Annotated in this window: 21 protein-coding genes and 1 other RNA gene; 2 read left to right on the top strand and 20 right to left on the bottom strand. The window is 46.2% G+C overall.

Annotation, left to right across the window (positions count from 1 at the left end; translation table 11 throughout):
• Positions 1 to 71: 71 nt before the first annotated feature.
• From C1T21_RS21140 to C1T21_RS21125, 4 genes are all read right to left on the bottom strand, one after another.
• Positions 72 to 764, bottom strand: a complete 693-nt coding sequence (locus C1T21_RS21140) for a lytic transglycosylase domain-containing protein (RefSeq protein WP_103049626.1) — start codon at positions 762 to 764, stop codon at positions 72 to 74.
• 222 nt (positions 765 to 986) lie between these two features.
• Positions 987 to 1,379, bottom strand: a complete 393-nt coding sequence (locus C1T21_RS21135; protein ID WP_061828535.1) for a hypothetical protein — start codon at positions 1,377 to 1,379, stop codon at positions 987 to 989.
• Between the two features lie 44 nt (positions 1,380 to 1,423).
• Positions 1,424 to 1,651: a DUF1540 domain-containing protein gene (locus C1T21_RS21130; RefSeq protein ID WP_013311120.1), complete on the bottom strand. Its 228-nt coding sequence runs from the start codon at positions 1,649 to 1,651 to the stop codon at positions 1,424 to 1,426.
• A 187-nt stretch (positions 1,652 to 1,838) separates the two neighbouring features.
• Positions 1,839 to 2,345, bottom strand: coding sequence for a YpuI family protein (locus C1T21_RS21125; RefSeq protein ID WP_029517778.1), 507 nt, complete (start codon positions 2,343 to 2,345; stop codon positions 1,839 to 1,841).
• Between the two features lie 186 nt (positions 2,346 to 2,531).
• On the opposite strand from C1T21_RS21125, the gene C1T21_RS21120 reads away from it, so the two are divergent.
• Positions 2,532 to 4,412 carry a S8 family peptidase gene (locus C1T21_RS21120; RefSeq protein ID WP_103049625.1) on the top strand — a complete coding sequence of 627 codons (1,881 nt, stop codon included), beginning with the start codon at positions 2,532 to 2,534 and terminating at the stop codon, positions 4,410 to 4,412.
• 57 nt (positions 4,413 to 4,469) lie between these two features.
• Here the strand turns inward: C1T21_RS21120 and C1T21_RS21115 are convergent, their stop codons facing one another.
• The gene (locus tag C1T21_RS21115) at positions 4,470 to 4,700 is read right to left on the bottom strand and encodes a hypothetical protein (RefSeq protein WP_071558470.1); all 231 of its coding nucleotides are present in this window, start codon (positions 4,698 to 4,700) and stop codon (positions 4,470 to 4,472) included.
• 88 nt (positions 4,701 to 4,788) lie between these two features.
• Positions 4,789 to 6,264: a MocR-like pyridoxine biosynthesis transcription factor PdxR gene (pdxR, locus tag C1T21_RS21110; protein WP_103049624.1), complete on the bottom strand. Its 1,476-nt coding sequence runs from the start codon at positions 6,262 to 6,264 to the stop codon at positions 4,789 to 4,791.
• Positions 6,265 to 6,380: 116 nt separating this feature from the next.
• On the opposite strand from pdxR, the gene C1T21_RS21105 reads away from it, so the two are divergent.
• A complete protein-coding gene (locus C1T21_RS21105) occupies positions 6,381 to 7,601 on the top strand; it encodes an aminotransferase-like domain-containing protein (RefSeq protein WP_103049623.1) in 1,221 nt (406 codons plus the stop codon).
• 413 nt (positions 7,602 to 8,014) lie between these two features.
• On the opposite strand, the gene rnpB is transcribed toward C1T21_RS21105, so the two are convergent.
• From rnpB to ybeY, 14 genes are all read right to left on the bottom strand, one after another.
• An RNA gene (gene rnpB / locus C1T21_RS21100) (RNase P RNA component class A) lies at positions 8,015 to 8,413 on the bottom strand.
• A gap of 103 nt (positions 8,414 to 8,516) precedes the next feature.
• On the bottom strand, positions 8,517 to 9,632 hold the full coding sequence (locus tag C1T21_RS21095) for a Nif3-like dinuclear metal center hexameric protein (RefSeq protein ID WP_103049622.1): 1,116 nt from the start codon (positions 9,630 to 9,632) through the stop codon (positions 8,517 to 8,519).
• Complete coding sequence (locus C1T21_RS21090) at positions 9,608 to 10,369, bottom strand: tRNA (adenine(22)-N(1))-methyltransferase (RefSeq protein WP_103049621.1); 762 nt, start codon at positions 10,367 to 10,369, stop codon at positions 9,608 to 9,610. Before C1T21_RS21090 ends, C1T21_RS21095 begins: the two co-directional genes overlap by 25 nt.
• Positions 10,366 to 11,205, bottom strand: a complete 840-nt coding sequence (locus C1T21_RS21085) for a hypothetical protein (RefSeq protein ID WP_103049620.1) — start codon at positions 11,203 to 11,205, stop codon at positions 10,366 to 10,368. The genes C1T21_RS21090 and C1T21_RS21085 overlap by 4 nt, the downstream gene beginning before the upstream one ends.
• Before the next feature lie 87 nt (positions 11,206 to 11,292).
• Positions 11,293 to 12,426 (bottom strand): RNA polymerase sigma factor RpoD, encoded by a 1,134-nt coding sequence (gene rpoD / locus C1T21_RS21080; RefSeq protein ID WP_007431230.1) that lies wholly within the window; start codon positions 12,424 to 12,426, stop codon positions 11,293 to 11,295.
• Positions 12,427 to 12,469: 43 nt separating this feature from the next.
• Positions 12,470 to 14,344: a DNA primase gene (gene dnaG / locus C1T21_RS21075; RefSeq protein ID WP_180984627.1), complete on the bottom strand. Its 1,875-nt coding sequence runs from the start codon at positions 14,342 to 14,344 to the stop codon at positions 12,470 to 12,472.
• Positions 14,337 to 14,813: a YaiI/YqxD family protein gene (locus C1T21_RS21070; RefSeq protein WP_025722119.1), complete on the bottom strand. Its 477-nt coding sequence runs from the start codon at positions 14,811 to 14,813 to the stop codon at positions 14,337 to 14,339. The genes dnaG and C1T21_RS21070 overlap by 8 nt, the downstream gene beginning before the upstream one ends.
• A gap of 121 nt (positions 14,814 to 14,934) precedes the next feature.
• Positions 14,935 to 17,010, bottom strand: coding sequence for a glycine--tRNA ligase subunit beta (gene glyS, locus C1T21_RS21065; RefSeq protein ID WP_103049619.1), 2,076 nt, complete (start codon positions 17,008 to 17,010; stop codon positions 14,935 to 14,937).
• On the bottom strand, positions 17,003 to 17,890 hold the full coding sequence (gene glyQ, locus C1T21_RS21060; RefSeq protein ID WP_023989480.1) for a glycine--tRNA ligase subunit alpha: 888 nt from the start codon (positions 17,888 to 17,890) through the stop codon (positions 17,003 to 17,005). Before glyQ ends, glyS begins: the two co-directional genes overlap by 8 nt.
• A 403-nt stretch (positions 17,891 to 18,293) precedes the next feature.
• Positions 18,294 to 19,046, bottom strand: a complete 753-nt coding sequence (recO, locus tag C1T21_RS21055) for a DNA repair protein RecO (protein WP_013311133.1) — start codon at positions 19,044 to 19,046, stop codon at positions 18,294 to 18,296.
• A gap of 42 nt (positions 19,047 to 19,088) precedes the next feature.
• Positions 19,089 to 19,226 (bottom strand): YqzL family protein, encoded by a 138-nt coding sequence (locus C1T21_RS21050; RefSeq protein WP_103049618.1) that lies wholly within the window; start codon positions 19,224 to 19,226, stop codon positions 19,089 to 19,091.
• 326 nt (positions 19,227 to 19,552) lie between these two features.
• Positions 19,553 to 20,455 (bottom strand): GTPase Era, encoded by a 903-nt coding sequence (gene era / locus C1T21_RS21045; protein ID WP_103049617.1) that lies wholly within the window; start codon positions 20,453 to 20,455, stop codon positions 19,553 to 19,555.
• A gap of 49 nt (positions 20,456 to 20,504) precedes the next feature.
• Positions 20,505 to 20,879 (bottom strand): diacylglycerol kinase family protein, encoded by a 375-nt coding sequence (locus tag C1T21_RS21040; protein ID WP_103049616.1) that lies wholly within the window; start codon positions 20,877 to 20,879, stop codon positions 20,505 to 20,507.
• Complete coding sequence (gene ybeY / locus C1T21_RS21035; RefSeq protein ID WP_025722123.1) at positions 20,879 to 21,376, bottom strand: rRNA maturation RNase YbeY; 498 nt, start codon at positions 21,374 to 21,376, stop codon at positions 20,879 to 20,881. The genes C1T21_RS21040 and ybeY overlap by 1 nt, the downstream gene beginning before the upstream one ends.
• Positions 21,377 to 21,386 lie beyond the last annotated feature (10 nt).

The following is a 21,386-nucleotide window of genomic DNA, read 5'->3' as shown; positions in this document are numbered from 1 at the left end:
CCCATATTGATCCTGTCTGCGGACCTAATCTAATTGAAATTACGCACTTTTTTCGTTGTAAGCTATAGGGCTTAGATCGTATATTTTTCACGTGCATTTTGAATTTTGGTAATATATCTTTGCGTTTCTACCGGAAGCTTGTCCAGTACAGCCATTAACTGTTCATCACTACTTACACCAAGCCGCTGCACCCGTCCGGGACCTGCATTATATGCAGCCAGCGCCATATTTTCTTGTCCGTTAAACCGTTTAATCTGGTAGGACAAATAACGAACACCGGCATCAATATTTTGAACAGGATCATATGGGTCGCTGACTCCCAGGCCTTGAGCCGTAGCATCCATAAGTTGCATAAGCCCTTTGGCTCCGGCCGAAGAAGTGACCGACGGATTAAACGAAGATTCCGTATCAATAACCGCTTTAATCAACGCTACTGGAACGCCGTATTTCTGGCTAGCCTCGTTAATTAAATCATCATATGCTGTAGGTGTTGTGGGTCCGTCTGTTGCTGTGCTGGAAGGAGCGGGGTACAATGACGAAGCCGTCCCCCTCGAAGGTCCCAATTGAAGCCATAGCAAACCGTTTTCGTCTCTGGTAACATCACTTGAATTTTCTCGTGTCACAGCACCATCTGTTTCCAACTGACCTACTTGTTCCAGTAATCCGGAAAAAGCGTCAGTTGTACCCGTCTGGGTTGTAGCACTCATATTATTTAACAGCTGCATGTCTAACATGGACTTGGACACGCGCGGATCAATTTGCATGTGGTGTTCCCAACTTTCTATAGTTGTTATATCCCAAATAGCTTGTCATTACTGCTATGATACAACTTTTTACTATGTACTTCCATACCTTTTAATGAAAAAAAGCTCCGTTTCTGTCGAAAAGACAGCGGAGCTTTATAGATCAGCTTTAATGTAATTATATCACTAAGATGAATTTTCTCGGATATACAAAAGAAAACTGAGCTTGTTCCTCCAGTAGGGTCAACGAACGAACGGGATAAAAGCAAAATAACTCAATGTCGCCAGCGCCCCAAGACCAATCGACCAAATGCCGGTCGTTTTGCTGCCATTCACATAAGCAAAAAAACCTAAAACTGCAGCAATAGGTCCCAGCACAATTGACCACATAAACAATGAGGCAATTCCTGCAGCCAGACCAATATAGCCAGAAATACGGCCACTATTGTTTATAACCTGCTCTTCACCCTTGACCTCATGTCGAGTTACAGCTGAGCCGGGAGCAACCTCTGCTGCATATTCTTCACGATCATTACGGCGCTTGGCAGATCGTTCATGAATGTGACGGGGGTAATCTACACGTTCGCGGCTAACATGCTCTTTACTCTGATGCTTGTCATTTTCATGATCTTCCATAATAAACTGCACCTCCAAATGCGAAATGAATCACGTAATAAAATTTACACGGACTTCGGCTTAAAAGTGTGGCAACAGGTTGCGGCTGACGTGGCAGCCTTATCACGTTCTTCTGAACTGAAGCTTTCTCCCGCATATTCTTCTTTAAATTTCTTACCGGCATGACCATCAACTTCAATCATGATCAAATCTGCCTTGCACAAATTGTTTTCTCCCCAATAATGGCAATTGGCTACGCTACACTTAACGATTGGCTTGGCCTCTTGGCTCATGATCATCACCTCGAATTCATTGTCCCCCCGCTACCCTGCACCTATGCGTTTATGGTATATGGCAGTTGGTGACATACGAAAAAAGCCGCTTCCTTCACCTCCTCCAAAATGGCAGGAAGCAAGTAGAAAACGGCTTGCTTGTCTTGTTTTAGTTTTTGATTAGAAATGATCTTCCCCGTTGAATGCTTTAGGCATGAGTACGTCGAGTCTGCATCCGGCGCTGAGTCAAATAGTCACTTTCATAATAAGTCAGATCATCACGCAATTCTTCAAAATTTTTCGTAATGTCCATGATCACTTCGCGAGCGGCTGGCACTGGCGTTTTACGGAAGCGAATAGCATCTTGTCCCGTATACGCATAGCGTCCATCCTCTGCGTAAGATTCATTTTTGGGATAAAAAAAGCTGTTCACGCAGTCATGGTAAACGTTATACAATGCCTTTTCCGCAAAATCGACGTCAAAATTGGCACGGCGTAAAGCCACACCCAGCTTTTCATAAGATACTTCGGAAAAAACAAGGACATGACGGAGATCCGACAAAAAGCCTTTGTAAAAAAGCACGGACTCCTCATTGCCATCTGCAGCAAGTTGCGGCAGAGCATGCTCATTGAGGAATGTTTCCACCCGTTTCACGGCAGTTTTCAGTCTCTCCTGCGCCGACTCACATAATTTTTGTACGTTGACTGCTGACATCAAGGCAGCTCCCCCTTATTTGTTGCTTGTTCATCAATTTGGTTACCCGAAAATAGTCCCTTCTAACCGAAAGAGCTGTAATTTTCAGTATTTATCCTACCACAAATGAGCATTGAAAGGTATAAAAACATGCCAACCTCCTCACGCTAAACCATAAATTTATGAATACTCAAGGAGGACGGTCCTATGTCTCGGCGAAAATGGTTAAAACCCCTGCTCGGAGCAGCTGCCGGGGTGCTTCTCATCACACTGATGCTGCCTTCCCGTGATCACCGCCATACACCTCAGCCCGAATATACGGCCAAGATGGTACCACAGCAAGAGAAGCAGCTCAAAAAAGGAATGTTGGCTTTGGACCTGTCTGCTACGGATACCCTCACACGCATGGATGCAAGGCAGGATATTCAATACGTGATGCGGGAGCTTGATGGTAAAACTACTGATCAGAAAAGGCAGTTTACCCGCACGCTCCAGCAATCGCACAGTCATCTTCATACGTTACTGTGGATTCACACACGCGACGGGAACACGAACACCTATACGGGCAGTAAATCACAAACTCGTCTGCTGAGTCATCCTCAAATTAAAAGCAGCTTGGCCGCGGCTCGTCGTTCCGTCATGCAAAATAAATCCTACGAATCTGCTGCATTTCAGGCTGAAGGCGGTAAATATTTTGTCATGGCAGAACCATCGGCTGACGGAACATGTGGCGTTGCTGCCCTGGTCAGTCAGCAAGTATTGCGAGACGTGGAGAAGCATCAGCGGAAGAATTTGCGTTTGATTCCCTATCCAAAAGAAGGCAGCTACAAAATCGAATCCGTACATCCCGACACATTGCACGATATTACTGTCAAGACGGGCCACGACAACGAAAATGCAAGTCATTATTTTGAAAACGAAATTGTCGTTCGCTTCCGTCACAACCCTGATTCTCGACAACTGCAGGAAATTGCAGCAGATTTACACTGTGCGCCAGGCCGCAAGCTTGGTTATACCTATGTATTTCATTCGGATAAGATGAACTTCAAGGAGCTAAAGCAATATTTTTCAAGAAAGTGGAACCCGCTTTATACTGAGCCTCACTATATGTATCTAACCAATGAGAAAACACCTATCAAAGCGGACAGCTCTATCCCCAATGATTTGCTCTTTTCCCGCTATCAATGGAATCTGCCGGCTACTGAAACCAACCGGGGTTGGAAATTAAGCAAAGGCAGCAAGGACGTAATTGTCGCTGTCATAGATACGGGAGTAGATTTGGATCACCCTGACCTAAAAGGTCAAATCCTTTCAGGTCATAACGTGGTAAATCCGTCTGAAAAGCCTTATGATGACGTCGGTCACGGAACGCACGTCGCTGGCATCATTTCTGCCCTCGTGAATAATGGTGAGGGGGTCGCTGGCATGACATGGTACAACAAAGTCATGCCGATTAAGGTACTTGACCAATCCGGCTCCGGTACGACTTACTCGGTTGCAGAAGGTATTATATGGGCAGCTGATCATGGCGCCAAGGTCATTAATTTGAGTCTCGGCAATTACGCACAAGCTGAATTTTTGCATGATGCGATCAAATACGCCTATGATAAAGATGTCGTATTAGTTGCAGCCACAGGTAATGACAATACGGAACGACCTGGCTATCCAGCAGCGTATCCAGAAGTATTTGCCGTTTCCGCTACAGATTCTTCTATGCACCGTGCATCCTTTTCTAACTATGGAGATTATGTAGACGTCATGGCTCCAGGTGCAAGTATTGCCAGTACGTACCCAGGGAACCAATATGCTGCACTGTCGGGTACTTCAATGGCCAGTCCCCATGTATCAGCGCTTGCTGCACTGATTCGATCCATTAACCCCGATCTGACCAACAAAGAGGTTATGGATTTAATGAGAAGCAGCGTAATTGACTTGGGCACACCCGGGCATGACAAATATTTCGGATATGGTCAAATTGACGTGTATAAAGCGTTGAAAGCAGCACAACGTCCATATGTTCCTTTGCAATTCTATCCACAGCATTTAAGTGACAAGTTAAAATCAATATTAAAGAAACTGGAAACGTAAGATTCCTTATTGGAAAAAAGCAGCCATGTTGCTCCATGGCTGCTTTTTTGGGCTTTATTAACGCTTGGAACTACTGCGAACAGGACGCTTGCCATGGCTGCGAGTATGACAGCAAGGTTCTCCAGGGTCCTTTATACTCACCGGAAATACGTGATGAGGTACAGGTACAATGTGCGTCTGATTAACAATTTCAATCGGATGAACCACAGGCACGACTTGTGGGAAAAATTGATGATTTACAAATTGGATCGGCGGGCACACGATCGGGTCGTAAGGGCAATGACTCATAATGTGCAACTCCTTTCGGTGAATTAGTACAGCATATTATGAAGGCGGGTGCTGTGCTTGGATGTTTACCCCCTAATACAAATATCCCTTATAAAATAGGCTTCCGTTCAACAATGACCGAACGATCAAGCAGTTCGCCCAACAAACGGCACAGTTTGTGAAGACCTGTTTTAAGTGTTTCCTTGTCCGCATACGAAAAAGAAATACGGATATGATTACTGTCCATACCACCAGCATAGCATACTGCCCCAGGTAAAAAGGAAACGCCTTCTCGGTCAGCCAGCCGCTCCAATTCTGGAATATCAACATTAGGAGGAAGCTTAATCCACACATTTAGGCCGCCTTCGGGAGCATACCAGCTGACCTCTGGCGGAGCATAGCGCTGGAGCGTGTGCAATGCAACTGTCAACCGATCCCGCATTTGTTCCCGCAACCAAACAAGGTGCTGATCAAGTCGGTTCTTGATAAAGGGCAGTAGCGCTTTTTGCGTTAATAGAGGGCTCCCCAAATCTGTAGTAGACTTGGCAGCCACCAAACGATCCATTACACTGCCCGTGGCCGCTACACAAGCTATACGGCAGCCGGGAGCAACGGTTTTGCTAAAGCTTTTGATATATATCACATGTCCGGACTGATCATGCGCCTTGATAGAGAGTGGCGGCTTTGTTTTATAATAAAGGTCGGAAAATGGATCATCTTCAACAATGAGACAATGATAACTTTGAGCTAGATCCAGTAATTGTGTGCGTCTGGTCATCGTTAAAGTTACTCCGGTAGGATTATGAAAGGTGGGTATCGTGTAGATCAGTTTTGGGGGATGAGTGTCACAGAGACGCGTGAGGATATCGATCCTCATGCCCTGCTCATCCATCGGAATCATAATTACTTTGGCACCACGACTGGTAAACACATCAATGGCCCCCGTATATGTAGGAGCCTCCATGTAGACAACATCTCCAGAACCAACAAAAGTGCGTGCAACCAAGTCAATCCCCTGTTGGGCACCACTGGTTACGAGTAGCTGTTCTGCCACTGTGCATATACCGCGTTCGTTCAAGTGATCTACAAACACTTCCCTCAGCGCTAAATCACCTTCAAAAGTCCCATATGCTGCCATTGCATCAGGATTTCCAGAGGATAGACGTTGAGTATCAGCAATGATTTCGCGTGTAGGAAGAAGCTCCGGTTGAATTGCTGCTATATGAAAAGAATAAGGAAACTGTCTGCTATGGTTAAAGTTTCTCCATAACTGTGCGCGTGGCAAATAATCGATCAGCGACATTTGCCATGACAAATCCTGTGCTCCCTCACGTTGAACAGCTACCGAAGGCTCCGCTACATAGCAACCTTTTCCCTGTGTACAGGTAACCAAATGAATAGACTCCAACTCAGCATACGCCTTGCTTACAGTTACGGGACTCACCGCAAGCAGACTGGACAGATGACGGACAGAAGGAAGCTTTGTACCCTGAGGCAGCAATCCAGACTGGATGCGATCTGCTAATGTTTTAGCAATCTGTAAATATAATTTGACACTGCTATTGCGGCTGAGATCAATATGCATCGGAACCGTCCCCTCCAAAAATCAACTGTTACATTTAGACGTTTACTGTTATACTTCATTATCGATATAATACAACAAATTTCATAGTACAGTATAGAACACAGGAGATGATTGGATTGGAACACAAATTTTCGGGTATGGCTCGTACTCAGGGCTCGTCCATGGTAAGGGACATTTTAAAGCTGACACAGGGAACAGATGTGTTATCTCTGGCAGGTGGCCTTCCGGCCGATGCCTTTTTCCCCATCGAAGCTGTTGCTAAAGCCTATGAGCGGGTATTTCGTCTCGGCGGTACTACCGCTCTTCAATACGGCCTAACCGAGGGCTACATTCCTCTACGGGAACGTCTTGCAGCAATCATGTCATCCCAAGGCATCTCCGTCACCAGAGATAATATCATCATGACGACGGGCTCACAGCAGACCATTGATCTGGTTTCGCGTGTGTTGCTCGATCCGCAGGATACTGTATTGGTGGAGTCCCCTACTTATTTGGCAGCTCTTCAGGTATTTAATTCCTATGGTGCCAACATTGTAAGTGTAGATACAGACTCTAACGGTATGCGATTAGAAGATCTTGAAGCCAAGATCAAAAAACATCAGCCTAAATTCGTGTATGTCATCCCCACCTTCTCCAACCCGGCAGGAAGTGTTTGGAGTATGGAACGCAGAACAGGCGTTGTTGAACTATGCCGTAAATACGGCACTTTGATTTTTGAAGATGATCCTTACGGACGTCTTAAATTTGACGAAAACCTTAACTTTCCATCCCTTTTCTCAATTGATCAACAGTTAGGTGGAGACAGCCATGTAATGTACACTTCTACATTCTCTAAAACTGTCGCTCCAGGTGTTCGCTCTGGATGGTTGGTAGCCGATCAAGCCATCGTCGTTAAAGTCGCGAATGCCAAACAATCTGCCGATCTGCACTCCAGCAGTATTGATCAACGTGCTTTGAATGAGTTATTGGACTTTTTTGACTTGGACGGACATATTCGCACTGTGTCCGCTGAGTACCATTCTCGTATGCTACGTCTCACGTCGCTAATGAAAGAACGCCAATGGGAAGGAATCACCTGGAATGATGCACTTGGCGGTATGTTTATGTGGGTTACCCTACCCGAGGGCTTCCGTTCTGATCGGTTGCTGCAACTCGCAATTCAGGAAGGAGTCGCATTTGTGCCTGGACAAGTCTTCTATGCTGACCTAAGCGGCAGCAACCATATGCGAATTAACTTCACACATACCGATCCTTCCTTGCTTCCAAAAGCAGTTGACCGATTGGATCGAGCGCTGAAGATGTACACAGAGGAAAGTGTGGTAAAAAGCGTACGCTGATGGAGTTGGCAGGACACGTACGTGAGGCCGCTTCACGAATCATTTGATTTTACGATCGCTGTTCCCTCTGATTCGTTTGGAATTTGAATAGCATGTTGGAATCTGGGACAAAGACGTACGCCTCCCTCCGTAGATTCAAATGCGTTGCTACGCTGACTACGTGCCTCATCCTCGCACGGTTTTACGGTAAAGAAGTAAAAATTAGAATGAAAGCACCCATTAATTACGCTGGGGGCTTCATTCTAAAAATGCACTATATCTGCGTAAATACGGTATGTTAAAAAGGGTGTGCCATGATTCCCACAGGAATATGACACACCCTTTTTAATTCAATAAATACATTTGGATTAAAGGCTTTCATGCAAACAGGTCATTTACAAAAGTTAAATTCATACATTTTAAGGTGTTGCAGTGGGGAAAGTTTTCCGTAAGCCGGGTTCTGTGCTATTCGTGGTACAGACGGGAACTACCCTCCCACTACAAGCGACAATCATCTATCTAGGCCGAACATTGCTATTCAGCTCCAGCGACCAACCTAGACACGCCTCGGGCTAAGGCTGCTTCGCGAAGAAGCTGTGTCCCATTAGGTCTTGCTCCAGATGGGGTTTACCAGGAACGAAGTCACCAGCGTTCCTCGGGGTCTCTTACACCTCGGTTCCATCCTTGCCTGTGCCGCAAGCGGCCATCGGCGGTCCATTTCTGTGGCACTATCCTTCAACTCGCGCTGACTGGACGTTATCCAGCATCCTGCCCTATGGAGCCCGGACTTTCCTCTCGCGGCTTACGCCGCCAGCGATTGTCTGTCAAACTTTCCGAACAACATTACATAGTATACAGGGAACGCGCGCACGTTACAACCCTGAAAATATTGTAAAAAGTAGAAAGCACCTTTATTTTCTCATAGACGTTGAGGTTTTACAAAAATTGAAAAGGTTCGGTTTCCACCTGAGATACATGTACTTCCGTTGAGTATCGACCTTCTGCCAAGCGTTTACGCATCCACTCTGCAGTTTTAGGCTTCATAATCTTTTCAGCGTTATGTCCAGGGTCAATAATAGCAATCCCCGCCATAAGGGCATCCTGAGCCGTGTGATAGTCAATATCCCCCGTCACTAATACGTCAGCCCCCTTAAAAAGCGACTTATTCACATAGCGGCTGCCTGAGCCCCCAAGCACGGCTGCCTTTTTGATCATACGGTCCAAGTCGCCCACCACACGTACATGCTCCACGTTGAGGCCATTTTTCACAACATCGACAAACTCCCGTAGCGTGCGAGTTTCCTTAAGCTTGCCCACCCGTCCCAAACCAAAGGAACGGCCCTGCAAATCCATGTGATACAGGTCATAAGCCACCTCTTCATAAGGGTGAGCCTTCAGCATCGCTTGAATGACTTTGTTGCGTACAGCCTGCGGTACAATGGTTTCAATACGAACCTCTTCGCTACGTTCCATTTTACCCGGTTCACCCAAAAACGGCTGGGTTCCCTCACCTGGTACGAAAGTTCCATAGCCATCAATGTTAAAGCTGCAATGGCTGTAGTTGCCAATATGCCCAGCTCCAGCCCCCAGTACAGCATCCAGTACCCGTTGATGATGTGTTTTGGGAACAAAAACAACAAGCTTGAATAATTGCTCAGTGTGAACATCCTCCAGCGTACCTTCACTTTGAATACCCAGTGCTTCTGCCATCCAGTCATTCATGCCGTCCTCAGCCGTATCCAGATTCGTATGACTGATGTAGACAGCAATATCATTCTTGATCAGCTTTTCATACAATCTGCCCGCAGGCTGATCCGTGTTCAAAGCTTTAAGTGGGCGGAATATAATCGCATGATGCGCAATAATGAGGTCAGCTTTTATGCGGATTGCCTCTTCGACAACCTCATCATTAACATCCAGGGCTACTAATATGCTTTTGATTTCCTTTTGCAGACTACCCAGCTGAAGCCCGATTCTATCGTCCGGAACTGCCAAGTATTTTGGAGCCAGCTGCTCCATGTAGCTAATTACTGTCTGTCCTTTGGCAAACATGCAAGTACCTCCTCTAGCTGTTCAATTTGCTTGCGCAATTGTTCCCGCTTATGCTGTGCGGATTCCTGATCTGACCGTGCCACTTGTGCCAGCACATCCTCAAGCTTGCGGATCTCCAATTTCCATTTATAAAAAAAGACTTCATTCGGTGCTTTGACCAATAGCGGTCCAAGTTGCATCAACAAATCCTGTGTCAGTACCAGTGAACTATCGGGAAGTTTCCATGGTTGATACAGCTCATCCTGTTTCAGTGGGCTTACCGAATCAGGTACTGCCGTCAGAATCTCATATATTTTTCTGTCTTCTTCCATAATATGTTCACTTGTTAGTACCCATTGATGTTCGATGAGCCATCGGCGTAAAATATCCTCGCCTACGTTAGGCTGTAGAACAAGTTGTTTTACTGAAACAAGCTTGTCTTTCCCTTGCTCTAGAATGGAAGCGATCAAGGCACCACCCATTCCGGCTATTGTAATAACATCAACCTCATTGGCCTTAATTACAGCCAAGCCATCTCCCTTTCTAACCGCAATGCGATCAGTAAGACCTGCTTCGGCCACCTGCTTTTGAGCCGCACGCAACGGCCCATCGTTGACTTCACCCGCCACGGCTTGCGGTACTCTGCCACTACGCACTGCAGCCACAGGGAGTAGTCCATGATCCGAGCCAATATCCGCAAGTCTGCTCCCGGCAGGAATTTGTTCCATAATATATTGTAATCGTTGAGAAAGTTTCATGACGTCACCCACGTAATCCATTTTTTTCGAGTCCAAAATAAAATCCCTACAACAAATGCCAACTTCAGTATGCTGTAAAACACCACATTTCCCGCCGCTTGATGGCGCAGGATAATCGTGTCTGCTTCAGCCATGAATGCTAGTGTCATGCCTATAGCGAAATAAACCAAAGCGAGACGCGGAAAGCGGCGATGTACCCACCAGCTTAACCAGATCAACAATACTGCGTGTAAAATCCAAAATGCCTCAAGCATCACTAAAGTTGCTGTAGGCCAGTAGCGGCCTATAAGGATCGCGTACACTAAAAGTAGCCCAACAAGGCCACAGTAATGAAGCAAGCTGATGCGCAAAGTTAATCCCACAAGACACCATACCACACCGCATAGGCCTACGAGAAAAAGAAACCAAACCTTAGCTTCACCTTGATGGAGCTGAATGATCCACACACCCGAACCCAGCATAATCGCACTGCCTAAAGTGCTCAACATCGCACTCATACTCTTTTCGGAAGACCGCCAAAATGCGGCCACTCCATAGCAAATCGTAGTAACTGCACTTGCCGAGAATATTTGCATTGCCAACGGAAAAGCGGTAAAATAAAAACCGATCAAACAAATGCAGGAAATAATGACAAAACCAAGAAGCCAGGCGATCCCATGCCCGTGTCTAAGATATGTAAGCAGCCCGGTGTTGTTACGGTTCTGGCTCTGCGACGGATCTTCGTTCTCCCGATACAGGTTAGACAAAAAATCGCAATATTGCTCAGGGAGCAGCCGACTTCGCCGCCAATGCTCAATTTCATGTAACAGTATTGCCCGTTTTTTCTCCTGGTCCAAGCTTCTTCCCCTCCACCAAGGCTGCCATGAGATAAAAAAAGACCCCCTGCGCGCTTCAAGCCGCAGAAGGTCCGCAATGTTACGCTTCTATTCGAGGAAATCCTTCAGTCGCTTACTGCGGCTTGGATGGCGCAACTTACGCAGCGCTTTGGCCTCAATCTGACGAATACGTTCACGTGTAACACCGAACACTTTACCCACTTCTTCAAGAGTTCTGGTTCTTCCGTCATCCAAACCAAAGCGGAGACGCAAAACATTCTCTTCCCGTTCGGTCAACGTATCCAGTACATCTTCAAGCTGTTCCTTCAGAAGTTCATAGGCAGCCGCATCTGCAGGCGCCAATGCTTCCTGATCCTCAATGAAATCCCCCAGATGTGAGTCATCCTCTTCACCAATTGGTGTTTCCAATGAAACCGGTTCTTGGGCAATTTTCATAATCTCCCGTACTTTTTCCACGCTCAGCTCCATCTCGGCAGCCACTTCTTCCGGCGTAGGTTCGCGCCCCAGCTCTTGCAACAGTTGACGCGATACGCGAATCAGCTTGTTGATCGTTTCCACCATATGCACTGGAATACGGATCGTTCTCGCCTGATCGGCTATTGCGCGCGTAATGGCCTGACGAATCCACCAGGTTGCATACGTACTGAATTTAAAGCCTTTTTCGTAATCAAATTTTTCTACTGCCTTAATCAAACCCATATTACCTTCCTGAATCAGATCCAGGAAAAGCATTCCGCGACCAACATAACGTTTGGCAATACTTACAACCAGACGCAAGTTCGCTTCTGCCAACCGACGCTTAGCTTCTTCATCGCCGTTATTGATCCGTTTGGCAAGCTCCACCTCATCATCAGCAGAAAGCAACGGTACACGACCGATTTCCTTCAAGTACATCCGGACCGGGTCATTAATTTTAATACCGGGAGGCAGGCTCAGATCGTCATCGAAATTAAAATCATCCCCATCATTGTTTTCCGGGTCGTCATTTTGACGCAATCTGGTAACTTCTTCGTCGTTGTCATTCACAACCTCAATCCCCAAGTCACCCAGCTGCTCATAAAACTCATCCATTTGCTCGGGGTCCTGATCAAACGGCGACAGTTTTTCCATGATATCTTTGTAGTTCAGAGAAGAACTTTTTTTACCCAACTCAATCAGTTGATCTTTAACCTGATCCAGTGTTAGTTCCGTCTCCAGTTCAGTATGCTGATCATTCGCCATCTTTCGACTCCCTCCTCCCTAGAAACATCCGACCTCTGTGTGTTCATTGTCTCTCTAGGGCTATAATCTCACTTGCAATTTGTGCTGCGCGCAAAAAGTCACCTAAGCGCTCAGCGGCTCTCATTTCTTCCCTTTTCAAATCCAGTTGCTCCTGCAATGGAAATTTTCGCACTTGATGAATATAATCATCCAAAATGTGCGGTGCCCATACGCCTGGAGCATCCATCATCATGATCGAACTTACGTTCTTCTCCAGTCGGTCGTCTTGCAAAGATGAAATAAAACGGCTTGTATCCGGTAACTTTCCTTGCGCGTAATAGGCATATAGATAAGCAGCAATTGCTGCATGATCCTCAATATTAAAGGCGTCGCCCAGATGCTTTTCTACATACTCTGCAGCTTCTAAATCCTGCATCATCCAGTGAAGCAGCCTGCGTTCAGCCACATGGTAAGCTGGCAACAGATTAGGTGTGGAGACCTGCCCTTTTTTATGCCTACCATTATTCCACCCATTTTCGTTATTATCCCCAAAGTTCTGTTTTTTTTGCAGGGATTGACGGAGTAAATTGCATTCTTGCTTCAAGGTTTCAAAATCCACCTTGACTTCGGATGATACTTCGCGCAGATACACTTCCCGCTCGGTCGGGGATGACAGAGGTGCAATGACATTTAATGCTTCGCGGGAATACGCGATTCTTCCTTCTTCCTCTTGCAGTATATGGTTTTTTTTCAGATATATAAGCTTAAATTTCACCGTTGAAACAGCACTTTCGATAATTTGGCGCTGGAATCGTTCGCCGCCGTATTGCCGGATAAAATCATCCGGGTCCATACCGTCACTGACCAGCGCTACTTTCACGTGAAGCCCCGCATTTTCCAACAGCGGAAAATTTTTAAGCGCAGCAGCTTGGCCTGCCCGGTCACCATCATAACAAATAATGACCTCGTCGCACAGTCCTTTTAACATCGTGGCATGGTGCTCCGTTAGAGCAGTGCCCATGGCGGCCACCCCATTTTGTACGCCAGCTTCCCATGCCGAGATAACATCACCGTAGCCTTCAAAAAGAACACTTTGGCGGAGCTTGCGAATTGAGGTTTTAGCATGATGGAGATTGTACAGCGTTCGGCTCTTGTTGAATAGCTTGGTCTCCGGTGAATTCAAATACTTCGGCTGTCCCTCACCAAGTATACGGCCTGCAAAGGCAATAACTTTTCCGTTGCGATTCCAAATGGGAAACATGATACGATCTCTGAATCGATCCACATATCCATCACCCTCATGCCGGGGAGAAATAAGCCCTCCCTTTTCCATCTCCACGGGATCAAAAGAACGCTTCTCCAGAAACTGAACGATCGTATCCCATCGGTTGGGTGCATAGCCAATTTGAAATTGATCAATGATCTTGTCACTGAATCCCCGTGAGCGCAAGTATTCCATGGCTGGTTTGCCGTGCTCCGTATTTTTAAGCAAAAAATGGTACATCTTAGAAGTTAACTCATACGCTTGCAACAGCCTGTCCAACTCAGGATGCTGATGCGATGAATCACGTCCCTGCCATTCGCCGAGCGGGATATGACTTTCTTCTGCCATTGTCCTGACAGCTTCGGGAAAGGATAGTCCTTCGATTTCCATCATAAATTTGATGGCATTGCCTCCCGCGCCGCAGCCGTAGCAGTAAAAAATCTGACGATCCGGTGTCACGGTGAATGAAGGGGTTTTTTCGGAATGAAAAGGACAGAGGCCTTTCATATATTTCCCCTGCTTGGTCAAATGCACGTACTTGCTTACCGTATCTACAATATCATGATGTTGTAAAACCGACTCAATGATATCGTCTGGTATGTTACCTTGTCCGGCACTCATATTAACCACCTTCATCTCTTTAGCACGTAAATATAATTCGATACCGTTACTCATTCTCCTGCAAGCGAAGTAAAAGTTTTGTCAGTTTATGTTGAAAAACTTCACGATCCTCTAATGTAAACGGTTTAGGACCTTTTCCATAACGTCCTTTTTTCCGTTCTTTGGCAGAAGTATGGCGTCGGTCAAGCATGAAATCTATCGAATCGTTTCGATACATAGCTCCGCGAAAAGACATCACTTCACAACCTTTTGCCAAGGCAAGTGCAGCAAGACCATAATCATTGGTGGTTACAATATCCCCGCGGCGGATATGATTGGCAATATAGAGATCGGCACTTTGGTCGCTTCGGTCTACTTTAACGACGCTTACGCCTTTGCTGCCCTGAATGAGATGATCATATGAAGATACCATAATAACCTCAATATGAAAACGGGAAGCTATCTCCGCAATTTCACTTTTAACAGGACAAGCGTCCCCGTCAACAACGATCCGTACATCCAGTAAAGTTCCGGTTCCCTCCATGAGCATCCCCCATCTCCATCCGCATTCGAGTAAAATACGGAACGGCTGCAAGATTACTCTTACACCGTTCCGTATATTTATACCCATTTTTTCAAGTTGTTCATACTACCACAACTGACGTTTAAACTACAAGCTTGGAAAAATCGGCAAAACGCTTCAGTTCTGAGTCAATAGCAGCCAGCAATGCCAAACGATTATTACGAACTGCATCATCCTCAGCCATAACCATAACGGAATCAAAGAACGCCGTCACCGCAGGGGTAATGGATGAAGCAAGCGCTAACGCTCGTGTCGCATCACCTTCCTGTAAAGCTACGCTATAAGATTCATAAGCGCTAGACCATGCTTCGTAAAGCGTTTTTTCGCCTTGCTCCGTAAACTCACTCGTATTAACTGACTTATGAACTGCTTTAGCAGCCAGATTACCTACACGATTAAAGGATTCAACTGTTGCTTTGAATACCTCACCTGTTTGTACGGCAGTCATTAATGCAGTTCCGCGGTTAACAACGGAAGTGACGTCGTCATATCCAGCTGCAAGCACAGCATCCACAACGTCATAGCGAAGTGTCTCAGACAATAGCTTCTTCACGCGTAATCCGAAAAACTCATGTAATTCTTTACGTATTTCATCCGCGGAACGTTTCATATTTCCAAGGTTGCCGTGCACATCGAGCGCGATATTGAACACATCAGACAACGTAGCCGAAAGCTTACGATCCAACAAGATCTGCACAATACCTGCTGCCTGGCGACGAAGCGCGTAAGGATCCTGTGAACCTGTTGGAATAATACCGATCGAGAAGCAGCCTGTAATGGTATCTATCTTGTCTGCGATACTTACAATCGCTCCAGCATTCGTTGAAGGAACCGTTTCTCCTGCATAACGCGGTTGGTAATGCTCAAACACCGCTCTCGCCACTTCTTCCTTCTCTCCAGCCTTACGAGCATAATCCTCACCCATCACACCTTGCAGTTCAGGGAACTCATATACCATTTGTGTTACCAGGTCAAATTTACAAATATCCGCTGCTCGACTAACCGATTCCTGTGTATCTGGGGAAACGCGAAGCTTCTCTGCCAGAGCATCAGCAATACGGCGAATCCGGCGCACTTTGTCTCCAACCGTTCCCAGCTCTTCGTGGAAAACGATACTTTCCAGTTTGGAGAGTGCATCTTTAATTTCCAGCTTCTGATCTTCTTCATAAAAGAATTTGGCATCAGACAGCCGCGCACGCAATACTTTTTCATTCCCTTTAGCAATGACTTCCAGCGATTGACTTCCTCCGTTACGTACCGTAACAAAGTATGGCAGTAGCTCTCCTGTGCGATCCAGCACTGGGAAATAGCGTTGATGTTCACGCATGGAAGTAATGAGTACATCCTTCGGAATGTTCAGGAACGCAGGATCAAAACCTCCGAACAGTACTGTTGGGGTTTCCACCAAATACAGCACTTCTTCTAGCAAATCATCCTTGACTGCAATCGTCCAATCTTTTTCGGCTGCCAACGCTTCAATCTGCTTTACAATAAGCGTTTGACGTTCCTCAATGTCCACAATGACATGCTGCTTGCGAAGTACTTCAACATAGTCAGCTGGACTTTCTACAACGGCATCCTGTCCCAGGAAACGATGCCCTCTTGTCACATTTCCTGACTGTACGCCGGCAATCTCCAAATTAACAATATCGTTACCAAACAAGGCAATCAACCAGCGGATCGGACGAACAAATTTAAAGTCATAACTTGCCCAGCGCATGAATTTAGGGAATGTCATCGCATGTAAAATGTGCAATAAACCTTCGGACAGCACTTCCGCTGTTGGTACACCTATGCTGCTCTTAGTTGCATAAATATATTCCACGCCTCCAAGCTCCTTGAACGTGAACTGTTCAGGATCAACACCTTGGCTACGAGCAAAGCCTAGTGCAGCCTTACTCCAGTTACCAGCTTCGTCGAGTGCGATTTTGCGGGAAGGACCTTTAACTTCTTCGTTAATATCTTCTTGCTTCTCCGCTACTTCCTTGACAAGTACCGCCAAACGGCGAGGTGTAGCATAAGCCTCTACAGCACCATAAGCAATACGCGAGCTGTCAAGCCACGCCGTCATACGCTGCTTCAACTGCTGAATCGCATTCGGGATAAAACGTGCAGGGACTTCTTCCAGCCCGATCTCAAACAATAAATCCTTAGACATTTGCCGCACCTCCTTTCTTCAACAGCGGGAAGCCCAGCTTCTCGCGCTCCTCCAGATAGGTCGCAGCCACCTGACGCGCCAAATTACGCACTCGTATAATAAACCCAGTCCGTTCCGTCACACTGATCGCTCCGCGAGCGTCCAGCAAGTTGAACGCATGAGAACATTTCAGCACATAATCATAGGCTGGAAATACAAGATGCTGCGCCATCGCTTTATTTGCCTCTTCTTCGTACATATTAAAAAGAGTAAAGAGCATTTTGACGTCAGATACTTCGAACGTATATTTAGAATGCTCAAATTCAGGCTGGTGGAAAACATCACCGTACGTGATTCCATTGACCCACTCCAAATCGAACACATTCTCCTTGTCCTGGATGTAGGAAGCAAGACGCTCCATACCATACGTGATTTCTACGGCAACCGGACTGGCATCAATACCGCCCACTTGCTGGAAATACGTGAATTGGGTAATTTCCATACCGTCCAGCCATACTTCCCAACCTAAGCCCCACGCTCCCAACGTCGGCGCTTCCCAGTTGTCTTCAACGAAACGAATATCATGCTCCAGAGGGTTAATGCCCAAACGGCTCAAACTCTCCAAATACAATTCCTGAATGTTATCCGGTGAAGGCTTCAAAACTACTTGGAACTGATGATGCTGATACAGGCGATTCGGGTTCTCACCATAACGTCCGTCTGACGGACGACGAGAAGGCTCAACATAAGCTACATTCCACGGCTCAGGTCCAATCGAACGTAAATACGTCATTGGGTTCATCGTGCCTGCCCCTTTTTCCGTGTCATACGGCTGTACAATAATACAGTTGTGTTCAGCCCAAAATTGTTGCAGCGTTAAAATCATCTGCTGAAAATTCATTGGTACACGCTCCCTTTCTACTTCCCTCAAATGTTGATGATTTCTTCTCATTAAGCTCGTATGTACAGGGCGATTTTATCCCAAAAGCCTTGCTAGAGACAGCAAAAAGCCCCCGCCTCTACGCCTGTACAGACGTAGGGACGAGAGCTGACTCCCGCGGTTCCACCCTACTTGATTGCGATCCTACATCACCAATCAGATCGTAATCCTCTTTTCCGTGTCCATTCAGATGCTCCCGAGTGCCTTGTTCACGAAGAATTCCCGCTGGGCTTACACCGTCCCCAACTCGCTAATTACAGAGAATACATCCCGCTACTTTCTCGTTCAATGCATCTGCTCCCGAAGGAGATATATAGTAGGATATTACACGTTTTCAGCAATACAGTCAAGAGAATAGGGCGTTTCACATATCGTACTTGTCGAGCTGATCCAAGAAATTGCGGGATTTCAGCTTGACCTCCAATTGCATATCCATGAACTGACGCATGACATGTTTGATCTCCAGCTTAGTGGAGTCCTTCACGTCAATGTTGCCGAGCCGATTCAAATCCATTCTGGCGAACAAGCGCAGCAACTTCAATGTACGTGGAGTCACGCTCAATGCAGCTGGATCAAAATGCTTGTAGCTTCGGCACAAAACTCCGCCTAGCCTCGGACTGACAAACATATCTTCATCAGCACATTGTTGACCACTTGAAATACATGCATCCAGCTGAGGAGCATATCCGGCCGCCTGCAATATTTTAAATTCATAAATACTCATGACGATCAGCGGATCTTTGCCACTCTCCAGCGCCTCCAAACATGCTTTTAGCTGCTTAAACCAGAACGCACCTGTTTCCTCATCCTGTAACACCCGATCGAGTAATTCACAAGCATAAGAAGCGTAAGCAGCCTTAGTAATATCCTCGCGTAATGTATGGTGGGATTGGATGATTTCACCGGCATTCAACGTGCCTAAGCCTGTGTTTCGAAAAAAAACGAATTCACCGTACGTAAACGGCTGCGTTAAAGCAGCGTGACGGCTTTTGGACTTTTTTGCACCTCTGACCAGCACGCCTGCTTTGCCTCCGCTTTCGGTGCAAAGCGTAATAATTTTGTTCCCCTCACCGTAATCCATGCTGCGGATGACGATTCCTTCCACCCTGTAAAGCATGCCTCTTCCCCCAAACATTCGCGAAGAAGCCAGTGGCTTGTACTATTCACGGGCTTCTTCATGCTCGTCCGACTCTCCCTCATCCGTGTCTTGGTCCCTTGTCCCGGCGCTCTCCCGATATAACATATACGCACCGACATCTCCAGTCATCGCAAAATACTTCCACGAAAAATCTCGCAATCGTATTCATCCTTTCTTCGGAAATGACGTTTGCATCTCAAAAATAGGATGATGCGAAGAGGGGAGAAGTATGCGATGAAATAAATGGATTGCGTTAAAAAAGGCCCATTATTTCATCGCTGGAAGAAAAGGGTAAAAAGAGCAAGAGTTAAGCGCTGCATATGCGCGGCGCTTTGAATGACCAGAAGACTGTTACTTATCTCAGTCATAGAGATCGGGACGGCTTTTTTATGATGCTTACAACAACTATACATATTTATTTAATATCAATTTTTTTAGCCTCAATAAACCCTTGAACTAAAGTGACGTAGAATCGAGTTCTGTTTTTAAGCGTCGCGGTGGAAGCCAAGGTCACGAAGGACGCGTTCCTGGTTGCGCCAGTCTTTTTTGACCTTAACCCACAGTTCCAAGAAAATCTTGGAGCCTAGCAGGTTTTGGATATCCTGGCGGGCCTGTTTGCCCACTTCTTTGAGCATGGCTCCCTGTTTGCCGATAATGATCCCCTTCTGGGAGTCACGCTCTACAAAAATAACAGCCATAATATGCACTACCCCATTATCCTGCACTTTCATGTCTTCAATCATAACCGCAATAGAATGGGGTACTTCCTCACGTGTCATATGCAGAATTTTTTCCCGTACCAGCTCGGCAATAACAAACTGCTCCGGATGGTCGGTAATTTGGTCATCAGGGTAATATTGCGGACCTTCTGGCAAGTATTTTTTCACCTGATCCAACAGAGTGTTTACATTGTTGCCCATTTTGGCCGAGATCGGTACGATTTCTGCAAAGTCGTACAACTTGCGATACTGCTCAATCAGGGGCAACAACGCTTCCGGCTCAATGCGATCAATTTTATTCAACACCAAAATAACTGGCGTTTTTACTTGTTTAAGCTGTTCCGCAATAAAGCGGTCGCCTCCGCCTAGACCTTCAGCAGCGTCAATAAGAAAAAGTACCGCTTCTACTTCACCCAACGTATTAAACGCAGTCTGATTCATATAATCGCCCAATTTTGACTGGCGCTTGTGAATCCCCGGTGTATCCAAAAATACAATTTGTGTGTCCTCTGTAGTAAATACGCCGTGAATTTTGTTGCGTGTAGTTTGAGGCTTGTCTGACATAATGGCAATCTTCTGCCCAATGACATGGTTCATCAGTGTTGATTTTCCGACATTGGGTCTGCCAACAATTGCGACAAAGCCTGATTTAAAGTGTTTCTTAGCCATTTCATTTCCTCCAGCGCGATTAAGCACCTATTTTATTTTGGTTTTTCCATTAAAACAGCGAACTAATTAACGTCAACATAGGCCTATAAAACACAAATATACCAATAATTACAGCAAAAACCGCTGCCAGGAGCACGGCTCCGGCGGCGGTGTCTTTAGCCGCTTTGGCCAGCGGATGAATATCAGGTGAGATGAGATCCACCGTTGCTTCAACAGCGGTGTTGAACAGTTCGGCCACAATGACTATAGCGATAGCCACGCAGACGAATAACCAGTCGAGCCGGGAGATGTGCAGAGTTAAGCCTGCTACAATGACAAGGAGCGCCACGGCCACATGTATCCGCATATTTACTTGCGTACGCAGAGCATACATCACGCCTTCTGCCGCATAGCGAAAGGTCATTCTCCAAGGCTGACGTCTCATTACCTTGTCAACCCCGCTTGAGCCAGTACAGCTTCCTGTTTGCCCATCATTTCAGCTTCACTCACATCATCCTGATGATCATAGCCTAACAGATGCAGAAAGCCGTGAACAAACAAAAAACCGATTTCACGCTCAATCGAATGTCCGTATTCTTCGCTCTGAGCTTGCGCTGTCTGTACAGAGATTATAATATCCCCCAGAACATCCGGTACATCATTCAATGAATTTTCTTCATTCGGTTCGTAAATAATTTCAAGCTCTTCATCCAGTGTCTCCTTCATAGCAAAAGACAACACATCAGTGGGACGATCAATTCCCCGATAGTCCCTGTTCAACTCATGAATTTGCTCATCATTAACGAAGGTAAGAGCTACCTCACCGTCTGTGACTCCTTCCACTCTGCCTGCCTCCTCTAATAAGGTGTTCAGCAGCGTAATTAAAGATTCGTTAATTACCATATCGTTTTGTTCATTATTCCAAGCTAATTGAAGGCCCATGCCAACCGCT

The organism is Paenibacillus sp. F4 (assembly GCF_002894905.1).
GTDB classification, from domain to species: Bacteria; Bacillota; Bacilli; order Paenibacillales; family Paenibacillaceae; genus Paenibacillus; species Paenibacillus polymyxa_B.
Note: the sequence above shows the minus strand (reverse complement) of the source record. Positions and strands in the feature narration are given on the sequence as shown.